The 13,394-nt window shown below is 36.8% G+C and carries 20 protein-coding genes; 6 read left to right on the plus strand and 14 right to left on the minus strand.

Annotation, left to right across the window (positions count from 1 at the left end):
* Nucleotides 1–49 precede the first annotated feature (49 nt).
* Complete coding sequence (locus tag NIS_RS05275; protein WP_197524215.1) at nt 50–1,645, plus strand: enoyl-CoA hydratase-related protein; 1,596 nt, start codon at nt 50–52, stop codon at nt 1,643–1,645.
* Nucleotides 1,638–1,985: a hydrogenase maturation nickel metallochaperone HypA gene (gene hypA / locus NIS_RS05280; RefSeq protein WP_012082352.1), complete on the plus strand. Its 348-nt coding sequence runs from the start codon at nt 1,638–1,640 to the stop codon at nt 1,983–1,985. The genes NIS_RS05275 and hypA overlap by 8 nt, the downstream gene beginning before the upstream one ends.
* 7 nt (nt 1,986–1,992) lie before the next feature.
* On the opposite strand, the gene NIS_RS05285 is transcribed toward hypA, so the two are convergent.
* Nucleotides 1,993–2,616, minus strand: coding sequence for a TetR/AcrR family transcriptional regulator (locus NIS_RS05285; protein ID WP_012082353.1), 624 nt, complete (start codon nt 2,614–2,616; stop codon nt 1,993–1,995).
* Nucleotides 2,617–2,823: 207 nt separating this feature from the next.
* Between NIS_RS05285 and NIS_RS05290 the strand changes: the two genes are divergently transcribed.
* Nucleotides 2,824–3,885: a tyrosine-type recombinase/integrase gene (locus tag NIS_RS05290; RefSeq protein ID WP_012082354.1), complete on the plus strand. Its 1,062-nt coding sequence runs from the start codon at nt 2,824–2,826 to the stop codon at nt 3,883–3,885.
* Nucleotides 3,885–4,184: a chorismate mutase gene (locus tag NIS_RS05295; protein WP_012082355.1), complete on the plus strand. Its 300-nt coding sequence runs from the start codon at nt 3,885–3,887 to the stop codon at nt 4,182–4,184. The genes NIS_RS05290 and NIS_RS05295 overlap by 1 nt, the downstream gene beginning before the upstream one ends.
* A 5-nt stretch (nt 4,185–4,189) precedes the next feature.
* On the opposite strand, the gene NIS_RS05300 is transcribed toward NIS_RS05295, so the two are convergent.
* The 5 genes from NIS_RS05300 to dksA are packed head-to-tail and all read right to left on the minus strand — an operon-like array spanning nt 4,190 to nt 6,991.
* Nucleotides 4,190–4,867 carry an OmpA/MotB family protein gene (locus NIS_RS05300; protein WP_012082356.1) on the minus strand — a complete coding sequence of 226 codons (678 nt, stop codon included), beginning with the start codon at nt 4,865–4,867 and terminating at the stop codon, nt 4,190–4,192.
* A gap of 9 nt (nt 4,868–4,876) precedes the next feature.
* On the minus strand, nt 4,877–5,581 hold the full coding sequence (locus tag NIS_RS05305) for an OmpA/MotB family protein (protein WP_012082357.1): 705 nt from the start codon (nt 5,579–5,581) through the stop codon (nt 4,877–4,879).
* A gap of 3 nt (nt 5,582–5,584) precedes the next feature.
* Nucleotides 5,585–6,343 carry a motility protein A gene (locus NIS_RS05310; RefSeq protein WP_012082358.1) on the minus strand — a complete coding sequence of 253 codons (759 nt, stop codon included), beginning with the start codon at nt 6,341–6,343 and terminating at the stop codon, nt 5,585–5,587.
* Between the two features lie 52 nt (nt 6,344–6,395).
* Nucleotides 6,396–6,650 (minus strand): hypothetical protein, encoded by a 255-nt coding sequence (locus NIS_RS05315; protein ID WP_012082359.1) that lies wholly within the window; start codon nt 6,648–6,650, stop codon nt 6,396–6,398.
* On the minus strand, nt 6,647–6,991 hold the full coding sequence (dksA, locus tag NIS_RS05320) for an RNA polymerase-binding protein DksA (RefSeq protein ID WP_012082360.1): 345 nt from the start codon (nt 6,989–6,991) through the stop codon (nt 6,647–6,649). Before dksA ends, NIS_RS05315 begins: the two co-directional genes overlap by 4 nt.
* A 113-nt stretch (nt 6,992–7,104) precedes the next feature.
* Here dksA and NIS_RS05325 point away from each other — a divergent pair, with 113 nt between their 5' ends.
* Nucleotides 7,105–7,548 carry a GatB/YqeY domain-containing protein gene (locus NIS_RS05325; RefSeq protein WP_012082361.1) on the plus strand — a complete coding sequence of 148 codons (444 nt, stop codon included), beginning with the start codon at nt 7,105–7,107 and terminating at the stop codon, nt 7,546–7,548.
* Here the strand turns inward: NIS_RS05325 and trpC are convergent.
* The 4 genes from trpC to NIS_RS05345 form a co-directional block, all read right to left on the minus strand.
* Nucleotides 7,540–8,328, minus strand: a complete 789-nt coding sequence (trpC, locus tag NIS_RS05330; RefSeq protein WP_012082362.1) for an indole-3-glycerol phosphate synthase TrpC — start codon at nt 8,326–8,328, stop codon at nt 7,540–7,542. The two genes, NIS_RS05325 and trpC, sit on opposite strands and share 9 nt — an antisense overlap.
* A complete protein-coding gene (locus tag NIS_RS05335; protein ID WP_158297272.1) occupies nt 8,325–9,425 on the minus strand; it encodes a tetratricopeptide repeat protein in 1,101 nt (366 codons plus the stop codon). Before NIS_RS05335 ends, trpC begins: the two co-directional genes overlap by 4 nt.
* A 128-nt stretch (nt 9,426–9,553) precedes the next feature.
* Nucleotides 9,554–9,940, minus strand: a complete 387-nt coding sequence (locus NIS_RS05340) for a YkgJ family cysteine cluster protein (RefSeq protein ID WP_012082364.1) — start codon at nt 9,938–9,940, stop codon at nt 9,554–9,556.
* Nucleotides 9,925–10,626 carry a tRNA1(Val) (adenine(37)-N6)-methyltransferase gene (locus tag NIS_RS05345; protein WP_012082365.1) on the minus strand — a complete coding sequence of 234 codons (702 nt, stop codon included), beginning with the start codon at nt 10,624–10,626 and terminating at the stop codon, nt 9,925–9,927. Before NIS_RS05345 ends, NIS_RS05340 begins: the two co-directional genes overlap by 16 nt.
* Before the next feature lie 44 nt (nt 10,627–10,670).
* Here NIS_RS05345 and kdsB point away from each other — a divergent pair, with 44 nt between their 5' ends.
* Nucleotides 10,671–11,387: a 3-deoxy-manno-octulosonate cytidylyltransferase gene (gene kdsB, locus NIS_RS05350; RefSeq protein WP_012082366.1), complete on the plus strand. Its 717-nt coding sequence runs from the start codon at nt 10,671–10,673 to the stop codon at nt 11,385–11,387.
* On the opposite strand, the gene NIS_RS05355 is transcribed toward kdsB, so the two are convergent.
* From NIS_RS05355 to rsmD, 4 genes are read right to left on the minus strand one after another with little or no spacing between them, the layout of a single operon-like run.
* Entirely contained in the window at nt 11,365–11,727 is a 363-nt protein-coding gene (locus tag NIS_RS05355) for a hypothetical protein (RefSeq protein WP_012082367.1), read from the minus strand. The two genes, kdsB and NIS_RS05355, sit on opposite strands and share 23 nt — an antisense overlap.
* A gap of 8 nt (nt 11,728–11,735) precedes the next feature.
* Entirely contained in the window at nt 11,736–11,972 is a 237-nt protein-coding gene (locus tag NIS_RS05360; protein ID WP_012082368.1) for a hypothetical protein, read from the minus strand.
* The gene (locus tag NIS_RS05365) at nt 11,969–12,775 is read right to left on the minus strand and encodes an ABC transporter permease (protein WP_012082369.1); all 807 of its coding nucleotides are present in this window, start codon (nt 12,773–12,775) and stop codon (nt 11,969–11,971) included. The genes NIS_RS05360 and NIS_RS05365 overlap by 4 nt, the downstream gene beginning before the upstream one ends.
* Complete coding sequence (rsmD, locus tag NIS_RS05370; RefSeq protein ID WP_012082370.1) at nt 12,772–13,353, minus strand: 16S rRNA (guanine(966)-N(2))-methyltransferase RsmD; 582 nt, start codon at nt 13,351–13,353, stop codon at nt 12,772–12,774. Before rsmD ends, NIS_RS05365 begins: the two co-directional genes overlap by 4 nt.
* Nucleotides 13,354–13,394: the final 41 nt, after the last annotated feature.

Genomic DNA, 13,394 nt, shown 5'->3' on the forward strand with positions numbered 1-13,394 from the left:
CAGCTTAACGCAGAAAATATTTTGTCACCTTAAAGAGCATGGGATTGACGTGAGTGTCGAGTATGCTATCAATGAAGAGACGATGATTGAAGGTGTAGATCTTTTTGCTCCAGATCTCATTATAGCCACCTATCTTACAAAAAAGATCCCAAAAGAAATTTTTACCATATACCCGACCTTTATTATCCATCCTGGTCCCTTCAGAGATAGAGGCGCTTATGCACTCGATAATGCTATATTAAATAATATGAAAGAATGGGGTGTTTCTATTTTGGAAGCCGAAGATGAGTTTGATGCAGGAGCCATATGGGGACACAGAAACTTCTCTTTGCCCGAACATGCAACAAAAGGATATCTCTATCGAACAGTAGTGAGCGATTTGGCAATTGAATTGGTAGATGAGCTCCTTGAAAAACTAAAACATAACCAAAAGCCTTTAGAAAATCCAAAAAAGCCTTTGCATGAAAAAGTAACGCAGTATAGAAGGGCGATTGATTGGAGTAAAGATATTTCTGAAACAGTCATACGAAAAATTAACGCTTCAGACAACTATCCAGGTGTCAAAGATCGTTTTTTTGATGTGGATGTTTATCTTTTTGGAGCAGTAAAAGAGCAGACCGGGCTTGAGAAAAAAGAAGCAAAACCAAAAGCAATTTTAGCAAAAAGAGATGGTGCAGTGTTGGTTAAAACGATCGATGGTGCCGTTTGGATCCAGCAAATGACTGAGATAACAAATGGTATTCGACAAATCAAGCTCCCGTCAACCTATGTCCTAAAAAATCGTCTTAAAGGAATCAAAGAAAAGCGCATTTCTTTGTATGTGGATCCAGATTTGCCGACATTTAAAGAGATTACCTTTTATAAAAAACAAAATGTGGGCTTTTTGGCATTTGATTTCTATAATGGCGCTATGAGTAGTGAGCAGTGTATTCGTCTGAAATATGCGATAGAAACACTAAGGGATGAAGTGGATGTTCTTGTTTTAATGGGTGGCGAGCAGTTTTTTAGCAATGGGATTCACTTAACGATTTTGGAAGATAGCAAAAAACAAGGTGAAGATGGTTGGAGCAATATCAACGCTATGAATAATCTCATTAAGACGATCCTTTTTAGCGATGATATATTAACAATCACTGCATTCAGGGCAAATGCAGGAGCAGGAGGCGTATTTTTAGGGATTGCAGGAGACTTTGTTTTTGCTAAAAGAGGCATCGTACTAAACCCGCATTACAGAACGATAGGCCTTAGCGGCAGTGAATATCATACTTATACGCTACCACGAAGAGTTGGAAAAGAGACAGCACAGAAGCTTTTGGATGAAGCCTTGCCTCTCAATGCACAAGAAGCCAAAAGTATTGGTCTTATTGATGAAGTTTTCAAAGATTTTCAAGAGGTTGAATCATATGCATTGCAACTGGCACAAGATGAAGAGAGATTTTATAAACTACTTGATCAAAAGAGAGATCGGCTAGAGCAAGATGAAGAGTATATTCAAGAGTGCGTAGAAAATGAACTTGAGAAAATGTATCCTCAGTTTTGGGATCCAAAAAGTGATTTTCACAAACTGCGCCACAATTTTGTCTATAAAATATGCCCAACCAAAACTCCTCTAAGAATTGCAAAACATAGGAGAAAAAATGCATGAGTATTCTATAGTGCAAAGTATGCTGGATTTAATTGAAGAGAATGCGAAAAAACATAACGCCATGAAAGTAGAAAAAGTCGTTGTGAAAATTGGTGTCATGAGTGGCGTAGAAGCACATCTTTTAAAGATTGCATTTGATACATTCAAAGAGGGTACACTTTGCAGCGATGCAGAGCTTGAGATGATCATTCAGCCAATTATTGCAAAATGTCGCGCATGCAAAAAAGAGAGCCGGTTTGAAAAAAATGAGATATTTTATGAATGCAAACATTGTGGAGATGTAGATTTGGAGATTGTCGATGGAGAAGATATGATTCTCATGCAACTTGACATGAACTAGATTGAGACTACAACATTATACTTTCCCAAAAAAAATCGACATGCTTTTCAAAGATGGATGACAATGCATTCGTCGGCATATTTTCCAAGCGAAAGAGGGTGATTTGCACCCTATAGTAAAGCAGTGGAGCGAAAAACTCTTGAGCAGTTACAATGGGATCGTTTGATCGTATAAGACCCTCTTGCATCATAATAAAAAAAGCGCTTGAGAGATTCTTGATATTCTCTTTAAAAAAGTGCTCAATGAATCCTTTACGTATTTCGCTACTTTTCATTAACTCTTGTAAAATAATTCGAAACAGTTTTTCATATTTTTGATCAAAACTGATGAGTTTGACTGTCGATACATACTCCAACAGATATCTTTTTCCTTTTTTAGCATATTCACTTGGAGGCTTTTTTTCAAAAAAATCATCAAAAGGTGTAGTGAACAGCTGTTTTGCAATGGCTGAAAAGATCTCATCTTTGTTTGCGAAGTGGTTGTAAATAGCGCTTTCTCGAATTCCGACCGCTTTTGCAATCATCCGAACAGATGCTTTTGAATAACCATGTTCTGCTATCAGATCGAGTGCTGCATCTAAGATTTTTTGCTTGGTATTTTTTTCTTCATTTTCCAAAGATTGCGTATTCATGGGATCTCCGAAAGGTTAGTTAACGAATGTTCACAATAAAATGAACAAGTGTTAATATATAGATTAACAGCTGTTCATGTATATATTAACATATGTTCACTGAAAAATTTGATAGAATAGTGTCAAACAAAACAAAAATAAAAGTTTGAAAATTATAGTTTTCAATACTAATAAATATGGGCATATTTATTTTTTACGGATGGGCAAATGAAATATCCACTTGATTTCAAAGACAATTTTGAAGATTCGCTTCTGTTTTGGATAGAAAGATACATACGATCAAAAATTACTACGCTTTCCAATCGGCAAGTCAAAGATCAACAAAAACTTGCCAGTATCATCCATAAACTTACCATTGGAACAAACTCTATCGAAGTACTTGGAAAGTTGGTAAAAGAAGCACGAAATATAGGTCTCATTGGCGTCAATACTTATTATAAACCTTTAGAAAAACTCTACAAACACCTCACTGCATTAGGTCTTGCTTCCATGCAAGAGATTGATGAAGAGATGATCATCGACTTTTTAACCTCTTCTACCGCTGGACTCAGTGACGCAACAAAAAAAAACTATCGTATAGCAATGATAAACTTCTTCAGATATATCGACAAAAACAATGAAGATAAACATCTGTATGAAATTGAACTGAAAAACTGGGGCGGCCTAAAAGGAAAAGCAGGTCAAAAACTCCCTGTTTTTTTAAGTGAAGATGAAATAACAAAATTTTTGCATGCTATCGACACCTATCCATTTCGACCTGATGTAGCCGCAAGAAACAGGGCCATCATCAAAATGATTCTTTATACAGGTATACGAGTTTCTGAAGCAATGAATTTAGAAATGAAAAATATTATCCTACAAAAAGATGTGTATCTGCTAAAAATTACTGGCAAAGGAAATAAAGCAAGAGTTGTTATGATAAAAGCACAAAAGATACGAAAAGATCTTGAAGAGTGGCTCACGAAAAGAAACTGTGAAAAAGGACTTTTATTTTGTAATAAAAAAGGTTCTCCCCTCACCCAAGCATACATTAGTCGAATGGTCGAAAAGATACTATTAAGCTGCGGAATTCGAAAAGAGAAAAATGGAGCCCATATGCTCAGGCATACTTTTGCTACACTATTGTACAATAAGAGCAAAGATCTGGTTTTAGTTCAAGAAAGCCTGGGTCATGCCAGTTTAGATACATCGAGAATCTACACCCATTTTGATAAAGAAAAACTTTCTAAAGCTGCAAGTATAATGGACGATTTAGAAAAGGAGAAATGATGGAAATAAAAGAGTGTCATAGTCTTGAGGAAGTTCGACAAGAAATCGATTCAATCGATGAAGAAATCGTACGATTGATTGCTAAACGAAGCAAATATGTAAAAGAGGCTGCAAAATTTAAAGAGAGTGTTGAAGAGATCAAAAGCGATGAGCGAATCAATGATGTGCTAAGTCACGTTCGCCATTTGGCCGGTAGTCTTGGTATATCACCAAATCTTGTCGCGGATATATTTAAGATACTTATCGATAAAATGGTAGAAATGGAAATTGAAGAGTTCAAAAACGGAGGAGCATACTAACTTCTCTATTTTTGATCTACCTCTATATATATTTCCACTCTATCATTCCGTCTATTTAAAAGTGGATTATTCCAACTATATATTGGCCTTGTATCCCCGTAACCAGATATGAAAAAACGTGAGGGGTCAATCCCCTGCTTCATCAAGTAAAATGCCACTGCTTCTGCTCGTTTTATGCTCAAATCCCAAGCATCCACGATGTCCGGAGGAAGTTTTGAAGCATCTTTAATAGTAGCATATCCATTTATCTTTATGTAAAATTTTTGATTTTTAGGTAGTTTTTTCAAGACTTGAGCAATCTCTTTGAGGGTCTGTTTTGCTCTATCCGTCAATTGATAGGATGTATCTTTAAAGACGATATCGTTAAAAAGACGTATCATCACATATTTCGTTGTTATACTCAGCTGATACGCATGAGGAGGCAATATCCTTTTGATTCGTTTTTTTACTTTTTTGACTATATTTGTAGAGAATGGAACGATCGGTGGAACAACGCTGATACGAATCGGTTTATAATTTGGTTCTCCTTGAAAATAGGAGAGAAATTTTAGCGCCTTTGTCACATCTACAGTACTCATTGCATACAGCAATATAAAAAAAGTTAACAGTAGTGACATTAAATCACCGAAGCTAACAAGCCAACCGGGGATACTTGGACACTCTTCGGGCTTCTTCTTCGGCATACTTCTCTCCTAGATTCCAACTAAATCTACTACAAATTCTACACGCCTGTTTTTTGCCCTGCCCTGAGGCGTATTATTGGGAGCGATTGGATCATATTCCCCTCTTCCCTCAGCAGTTAAAAACCGTTTATCATAACCACAACTGACGAACAGACGCAAAATATTGATTGCTCTGTAAACGGAAAGTTCCCAATTATTTCTAAATTCTGCCGTATGAATTGGTTGATTGTCTGTATAGCCTATGATGTTAATGCGAAAACCGCTCTCTTTGAAGCGTTTACAAAACTCCATAAAATATTTGGCCGCTTCTTTTGTCGGATAGGCACTCCCTGGCAAAAAAAGGTTATCGGCATTAACTCTAAGCAGTACTTTATTACCATGATCCACCACTTCCGCGGCAATTCCAGCTTTTTGAAGTAAAGCTTTGATCTCGTTCAAAGCTTTGACGACGCGTTTTTTCTTTTTGAGTTTGGGATACATATTTGGAAAGTTGAGATCAACTCGATTTTTGATAAGTGATCGCGCTTCTTTTGTCATGGATCTGCCGCCAAAAGCCTCTGTTAGACCTCGGATAGATTGATAAAATTTTTCAACTGAGACAGTACTCATAGAGTAAAGAAGAATAAAAAAAGTAAGCAACAATGACATCAAGTCACCGAAACTCACCAACCATCCAGGAATACTGGCGCATTCCTGTTTCTTCTTCTTAGCCATATTTTATCCTGTTACTTCTACACCAAACAAAGCAGCAAGCTGCTGTTGCAGCGTATTGGGATTGACTCCTTTTTCAATACTTTTAATTGTCAGAATGTAAGACTCTTTATAGAGCAAAAGAAGATCTTTGTAATATTTCAGTTTTTTTGCAATAGGAATACATAAGATATTTGCCAAAATTGCACCATATAGTGTTGTAATCATAGCAACGGCCATACCTGGACCAAGTGCTGCCGGATCAGAGAGATTTTGAAGCATCTGAATAAGTCCGATCAGTGTTCCGATCATACCAAGTGCAGGGAAAAGTTCTCCAAGGGAATCCCAAACTTTGATTTCTGTATCAAGCTGCGAGTCTTCTTGTGCTATAGCATTTTCAAAATTGGCTTCAATATCTTCTATATTTTGACCATCGATGAGCATTCTCATAAGATTTCCCAATATTTTATCCCGCTCATAAAACTGATCGATATCCCCTTCTAGTGCCAAAATCCCCTCTTTTCTCGCTTTTTTCGTTGCATCCACCAAAAAATCGATGAGATCAAGAGGTTCTGGAACAGTCGGTTTAAATACTTTTTTTATCGCTTTAACGCCATTTAAAAAATCTTTCAGAGGAAAAGCTGCTAATGCTGCGGCGAATCCACCTCCGATAACAATCAAAATTGAAGGACCGTTGATAAATGCTCCAGGACTTCCACCCAATACGATAGAAATGATAACAAGAGCCCATGCACCACCAAGACCGATCAGCGTACCTAAATCCATGGATTGCGTCCTATTGTTTATTATTCTATGAACGTTATTATATTATCGGATACTAGGAGGATTCTTTTAGTAAATGAAATATTTTTTCAAGAGCTTGCATCATCTCTTCAAAGTCTGGGAAAAAAAGACCCGATCTTTGACCCCTTTTTGTAATAAAAATGAGCTCATAACCTTTCAATTGTACTTCACTTTTTTTCTCTTGATACCACTCCAGCGAAACAGAAGTCTCTACACCTTCATGCTCTATAACGACACTTGGATAGACCCTAGCAATTTCTTTTAGTTCAATACCTTCGGGAAGAATCAATTTGGCTCTTTCTCAACAATCTCTCTACATGTGATGCAATATTTCGCATAAGGTTTTATTTTGAGACGGAGAGGCTTAATGTTTTCTCCACACATTTCACAAATACCATATTCGCCATTTTCGATCTTTTTCAATGCATACTCAATCTCTTCTAGCTCTTTTTGCTGCTGCTCTTGAATCGCCTGCTCGATGAGATTATCGGTACACAAAGCTGCATAATCTCCCTCATCATTAATCTCTATGTTTTTCAGATCTTCGATATCGTCTGAAGCGACCTTTATATTTTTGATGATCTGCTCTTTGCGCTCCAAAAGTAACATTTTAAAATATTTTATATCCATGCTCTCTACCTTTCCCCAAATTTTGCGAAATTCTATCATATTAATCATGCTAATAAGTTTAAATCTAAATAAAAGAATAAGATATAATTACGAAAAATATCAAAGGAGCCATTATGGAACTAAAAGAACAGTTACAGAATGATTTGAAAGAGGCGATGAAAAGCAAAGATACATTCAAGCGAGATACTATTCGATTTTTAATGAGTGCCATTAAACAGGTAGAAGTGGATACCAGAAAAGAATTAAGCGACGAAGATATCATCAAAATAATCCAAAAAAGTGTGAAACAGCGTGAAGAAGCAGCTTCTCAATATAAAGAGGGAGGCCGTGAAGACCTTTATGAAAAAGAGATGAAAGAGGCTGATATCTTGAAAAGTTATCTTCCCAAGCAATTGAGCGACGAAGAACTAGAAACAGAACTCAAAAAGATCATCGAAGAAGTGGGTGCCTCATCAATGAAAGATATGGGGAAAATCATGGGAGTCGCCACAAAGAAACTTGCTGGGCGTGCTGATGGAAAACGGATAAACCAGATGGTCAAAAAAATCTTAGGCTAAGCCTTTGATCTTTTTGACTACTTCAGCAATGTTATCTTGGCGCATGAAATGCTCACCGATCAAGAATGCATCCACTCCTAACTTATTTAATTCCACAACCTGTTCATGGGAATGAATGCCGCTTTCAGCAACGATTATTTTCCCATTTGGTATTAGAGGAATAAGCTTTTCACTCAAACTCATATCCATCTCAAATGTTTCTAGATTCCTATGATTGATACCTATGATATTGGCCCCTGCAAAAATCGCTTTGATCAAATCGGCTTTGTCATGAATCTCGACAAGTGCCTCCATACCAAGATGCCAGGTATATTCAAGAAGCTCTTTAAGCTCTTTTCTACTTAACGCTTTTGCTATCAACAAAACAAAATCGGCTCCATATACCAACGCTTCCACCAACTGATACTTGTCGATGATGAAATCTTTTCGAAGAAGCGGCATGGGTACATAGCGTCTAATCTGTGTAAGGTATTCGATGTGTCCTTGAAAGTAGTGTGGTTCAGTTAACACAGAAATCGCATTCGCCCCACCCTTTTCATACTCCTTGGCTATAGCGACAGGATCGAAATCCTCTCGTATTACTCCTTTACTGGGACTGGCTTTTTTCACTTCTGCAATGATCTTATACGGATCGTCTGGCGTACTTTTTAGTACCTCTTCTACAGGTCGCGGGACAAACGGATTGTATGCAAGACTTCTACCAAGCCACTCCAAAGGATATTCTTTCTTTCGTTTTTCAAGATCGGCTTTCGTTTTTTTAATAATTTCGTCCAAAATCAAGGTCTCTTTCCTTTTACACATTTTTGGATAGTTTTGAGATGATATTCTACCTCAGGCTCTTTTAAACCAAAATCATAATAGACTTTTTTCATAATTTCCAAGGCATCCTTGCACTTTCCGATCTTATAATACCCCCAAGCCAAAGAGTCTAGAAAATATGGAGAATTCGGATCAGACTCCAAAGCCTTTTGGACAAGTTCTATACCTCTTTTTATGTTGAGATCATGATCAATGTAGAGATACCCCAAAAAGTTGTAATAGACCGGATCTTTGACATATTTCAAAGCTTTCTCCATTTTTTGTGCCACATCTTCAAGAAGTTTGATATTTTTTTCATTGGCGCTTTCGTATTCGAAAATTGCAGCATCTGCAAGATATTTATGGTTTTTTGTTTCTTGAAAAAGTTTATTTGCCAGCCGATACGCTTTTTTGTACTCTTTTTTCATTCTATACAAATCTAAAAGTACTTTTTTCATTTCTGTTTTTTTTGCCCATACAATCGCTTCATCAATTCTGTTTTGATAGACAAGAAACTCTATTACTTTTTTGGCATATTGAGGGTTTTTGTATGTTTCATAGAGCCGTTTATAAACAGAAATCATTCCATCGATGTTATTTTGAAGACTGTAAAAAGATGCAAGAGAGTGACAAACCTGTTTGCTACATCCGTAAATACGCATGTGCGTCTCAAGGTAGGCAATCGCTTCCCTCTTTTTTCCTAGGTAAAAATACATTATATATGCCATAGTTGAAAGCGTTGTTGCAGATGGCTTAAGCGCATAAGCGCTTTTATAATATTTTAAAGCAAGTTCATATCGTTTTTGTGTCAAATAGATAGATGCCAACAACTCATAGTTTTGTGGGCTTTTTTTGAGCTTTATCGCCTCTTTCACATATTTTTCTGCTTGTATTAGATCTTTTTTTTGTATGTACAATACAGCTGCCAGTTCGTAGAACCTGGGCTCTTTCGGATATAATTTCAACCCTTTTCGTGCATATTGTAATGCTTTGTCGAATTGTTTGGCACGATAATAGTTTTCAATTGTTTTGATTAAAAAAAGCCTAGATCCAGTCATCTTGTAAAGCTTTTCGTACATTGACGCTGCTGGTGCAAAATATCCATTTGATTCTAAAAAAGCTGTCTGTATGAGCGGTCCATCGATTTTAGCACTGTTATTTATTTTCGGCGATTTTAAGCTACATCCACTCCAAAACAATAAAACGATTAAGAGTGTAACAATATACCTTTGCATTCTTGACAAACCTCTTGTAAATTTTTTTTCTCTTTATACCGATCCCAAAAAGGATAAGTACGACACTGCATAGGCCGTACCGGATATATAGTACAACCTTTTCCCTCTTCGAAAAAGATACAAAAATGTTCACCATTTATTTTTAGCTCTTTTAAAGAGTAGCGATAGCCAACTTTTATGAGATACTCTTTTTTGAACTGCTCACTCTTCATTCCTAAAAAATCACTTATTTGGGCTATCTCTTTCGAATTGACCCAAATATATCCGCTTTCACCCCTACAGCAAGCTCCATTGCAACTTGTACATGCATTTTGATCAAAACGGAATGCAAAACCTTCTTTTTCTACAATAGATCGCATTTTATACTGTGTACTCCTACTTTTTTAAAAATGTTATTTGTCTCTTGCGTATATTTCCCATCCTCTCCAAAAACGATAAGGGGTGGAAGGATATTGCACAGCGATTTCGAACTTTTCCTCGCCTGCAATATGACAAGTGATGCGTTTTTCTCCCTCTTTGGATGAATAAATTTCATTGTCTCAATCGTAAATTTGTAAAAATGAAGCAGTGTCATGATGGATTGTATCTGCTTCGCATCATAGCAAAATAGAACCGATCCTCGTGGTTTGAGCAAGGAATTGGCTTTTTTCAAAAATTTGTCCAAAGGAAGATGGCCAGCATACCGGGCGGTATCGATCATTTCGTTTTTGCTTCTAAGAACCTCGGTATGATAAAAAGGAGGATTGGATACGATCCAATCAAATCGCTTCTCAAAAACCATATGCAAAAAATTGCCGAAATAGATATTGATATCCTTTTTGTTTGCATCTGCATTGATATTTGCCATCTTGACAAAACGCTCTTGTATTTCTATGGCATTGACACTTGCTTTTGGATAGTCTCGTTTAATAAGCAGTGCCAGGATTCCTGATCCGGTACCTACATCGAGCACTTCTCCTTTAATTTCAAAATTACGGATAAAATCATATAGAAAAATCGTATCGCTATTGTAACAGTATCCCTCATTGGGCTGATAAATAACCATTCTTCTCCTTTATTGCTATAATTTTACCTAAAAAAGGATAATCGATGATTATCATTCCGGCAAGACTTGCTTCAACAAGATTTCCTCGCAAAGTCCTCCACCCTATCAATGGCATACCTATGATTATTCATACAGCACAGCGTGCTTCGCAAGTGGATGAAGTTGTTATAGCAACAGACAGTGAAGAGGTTATGAAAATTGCCAAGCAGTATGGGTTTGATGCTGTTTTGACAAGTAAGACGCATGAGAGTGGAACCGATAGGGTCAATGAAGCGGCAACTCTTTTAGGCCTTGATGCAAAAGAGATCATCATAAACGTCCAAGCAGATGAGCCTTTGATTGAACCGCAAGTTATTAAAAAAGTGAAAGAACTTACTATAAAACATACAAAATCATGCGAAATTATGCTTTGCAGTGCGTATAAAAAAATATCTTTCGATGCAACCAATGATCCCAACAGTGTCAAAGTGGTTCTTGATGCAAGCGATAAAGCACTCTATTTTTCAAGAAGCCAAATTCCTTATCCGCGAAGCGATGTCAAAACCATAAATATTCATCTTGGAATCTATGGATATACAAAAGAGATGCTGCAAAAATTTTGTACCCTACCCACTGCTCCATTGGAACAGATTGAAAAACTGGAACAACTCAGAGCATTGTATCACGGATACCGCATAGCTATGGTTGAGGTAACTTCGCAAAGTATCGGTATCGATACGCCAGAAGATCTCAAAAAGATCAACGCATCTTTTTTCGAATAATCTCCTGGGCTTTTGCCCGAATCTCCTTTTTACTCATCTGTTTGATCGTTTTTTCCCTTTCTTGAGGCTTTCTGTTTTCTTTCAAACTCTTCTGTTTCCCAAACGTTCTCTTTGCCAAAAAAACGATATATAAAAAGATCACGAAATATACAGACCATTTAACGAAGAAAATAGCCCCCAATACATCGGTTTTTTTAACATTTTGAAGATAAGAAAATAGATCTCGATAAAAAAACTCGATCACCAAAACAGTCAAAAGAAGGACGAAGATTTTGTACAGAAAAGCCCTATACCTGTAAATCTGTGTCCAAATAAAAGCAGATTTGATTTGACGAAACATTGTTTATCCTAAAAAAGAGAAAGTCCTAAAGCCGCAAGCAAGGCGATAAGGCCTTTTGCTTTGAGTTCATCATAGAGTTTGAGACGCTCATCTGCATAGATAATTTCAAGCTCTTCTTGGGTAAACTCCTCTTTTTTAAGATGGTGTTGCGTTAAGCGGGCTTGAACTCGAAGCTCCACTCTTTTCTCAACTGCTTCTTTTGCCTTTGTCTGCAGGTGTTTTGGGATTTTTTGTAAAAAATTCATAGCATCGTCTCTTTTTTATTGGTCAGTTTTTGTAGATAGTCACTGATATTAATAAGACTCAATGTAACCAAAAAAATCATGAGTCCGGGGAAAAAACTGACCCACCAGGCGATATCAATCACCTCTTTCCCTTCGCTCAAAATCGATCCCCAACTCATTTCGGGAGGCAAAACGCCAAGGCCCAAAAAGCTAAGACCCGACTCTGCCAAAATGGCTCCTCCAACCCCAAACGTAAAAGAGATAAAAAAAATTGGTGCAATAAGTGGAGTAAAATATTTTAATATTATTTTATATGAAGGGACTTTCGCTATTTGCAAAATTTTTGTAAACGGTTTTTTCGCTATGGCAAAACTCTCGCTTCGTATCATCCTTGCCGTACCCATCCAACCCGTCAAAGAGATGACGATGATTAAAACAAGCGCAGAAGCCTGGATATAACTCACAAGTGCCAAGAGAAGAAAAAATGTAGGAAAGGTTAAGAAAAGATCTACAATTATCACAAAAGATTTATCTATAAAACCTCGAAAATATCCCGCACTCACTCCTGCTACCAGACCAATAAACGAAGCGATCACTGCACTTCCTACACCTATTATTAAAGAGTTCTGTCCACCTTTTATGACCCTTGCCAACAGATCCCGCCCCAATCTATCGGTTCCAAACGGATGATCCATCGACGGAGGAAGCAAAATGGCATTTTTATTTAAAAGATAAGGATCTGCAGAATAGACAAATCCACCAAAAAAGATCAAGATAACAATGGCTACAAGTATAGAAATGCTAAAAAATGGTAGTTTTTTCATTGATAAAAACTTAATGAACTCTTTCCATATTTTTTTGTTTTTTCTTTCTCATACTTTCCAAGAGAGTTCCCAAAATCGTGAGTGCTCATATGCTCGATGATGATAGATTCTACAACCTCTTTAGGAATCTTTTTAATGGTTTGGGCAACTTCGTCATAAATATCCTCATATCCTTCACGGATACTGAATGGGGGATCGAAATAAAAATAGGCTTTCTCTTTGTTTCTCTTTAACTCCTCAATGACATCCCAAAGCAGTTCAAATGCATCGCCATATCGAACCGAACATGAAGACTCATCACAGTTATGTACATTTTTTTTCAAAACTTTATATGAATCTCTGTTCTTTTCTATGAAATAGACCCTTTTTGCTCCACGGCTCAACGCTTCCAAACCGACACTGCCACTTCCACCAAATACTTCTACAAAATTTTTGTCGACAATATCAAATTGCAAAATATTAAACAGCGCTTCGCGTAAAATGTTTTTGGAACTTCTCGTTACCTCTTTTTGGGGTAGAAGAAGCTTTTTTCCTTTATATTTTCCGCCAATGATACGTGTTGAAAGCTCTTTTTTCATCTTTGTTCCTTTAGCAAAATTTTATCATAAAGATTTTTTGG

The organism is Nitratiruptor sp. SB155-2 (genome assembly GCF_000010325.1).
GTDB lineage: Bacteria > Campylobacterota > Campylobacteria > Campylobacterales > Nitratiruptoraceae > Nitratiruptor.

Bases quoted from the DNA above. Each gene is read 5' to 3' on its own strand.
- NIS_RS05335 (WP_158297272.1), bottom strand. From the start codon at position 9,425: ATGTACGAAAAGCTTTACAAGATGACTGGATCTAGGCTTTTTTTAATC.
- NIS_RS05290 (WP_012082354.1), top strand. From the start codon at position 2,824: ATGAAATATCCACTTGATTTCAAAGACAATTTTGAAGATTCGCTTCTG.
- rsmD (WP_012082370.1), bottom strand. From the start codon at position 13,353: ATGAAAAAAGAGCTTTCAACACGTATCATTGGCGGAAAATATAAAGGA.
- NIS_RS05360 (WP_012082368.1), bottom strand. From the start codon at position 11,972: ATGAATTTTTTACAAAAAATCCCAAAACACCTGCAGACAAAGGCAAAA.
- NIS_RS05345 (WP_012082365.1), bottom strand. From the start codon at position 10,626: ATGGTTATTTATCAGCCCAATGAGGGATACTGTTACAATAGCGATACG.
- NIS_RS05285 (WP_012082353.1), bottom strand. From the start codon at position 2,616: ATGAATACGCAATCTTTGGAAAATGAAGAAAAAAATACCAAGCAAAAA.
- NIS_RS05295 (WP_012082355.1), top strand. From the start codon at position 3,885: ATGGAAATAAAAGAGTGTCATAGTCTTGAGGAAGTTCGACAAGAAATC.
- NIS_RS05365 (WP_012082369.1), bottom strand. From the start codon at position 12,775: ATGAAAAAACTACCATTTTTTAGCATTTCTATACTTGTAGCCATTGTT.
- NIS_RS05340 (WP_012082364.1), bottom strand. From the start codon at position 9,940: ATGCGATCTATTGTAGAAAAAGAAGGTTTTGCATTCCGTTTTGATCAA.
- kdsB (WP_012082366.1), top strand. From the start codon at position 10,671: ATGATTATCATTCCGGCAAGACTTGCTTCAACAAGATTTCCTCGCAAA.
- NIS_RS05300 (WP_012082356.1), bottom strand. From the start codon at position 4,867: ATGCCGAAGAAGAAGCCCGAAGAGTGTCCAAGTATCCCCGGTTGGCTT.
- NIS_RS05325 (WP_012082361.1), top strand. From the start codon at position 7,105: ATGGAACTAAAAGAACAGTTACAGAATGATTTGAAAGAGGCGATGAAA.
- NIS_RS05310 (WP_012082358.1), bottom strand. From the start codon at position 6,343: ATGGATTTAGGTACGCTGATCGGTCTTGGTGGTGCATGGGCTCTTGTT.
- dksA (WP_012082360.1), bottom strand. From the start codon at position 6,991: ATGGATATAAAATATTTTAAAATGTTACTTTTGGAGCGCAAAGAGCAG.
- NIS_RS05305 (WP_012082357.1), bottom strand. From the start codon at position 5,581: ATGGCTAAGAAGAAGAAACAGGAATGCGCCAGTATTCCTGGATGGTTG.
- NIS_RS05355 (WP_012082367.1), bottom strand. From the start codon at position 11,727: ATGTTTCGTCAAATCAAATCTGCTTTTATTTGGACACAGATTTACAGG.
- hypA (WP_012082352.1), top strand. From the start codon at position 1,638: ATGCATGAGTATTCTATAGTGCAAAGTATGCTGGATTTAATTGAAGAG.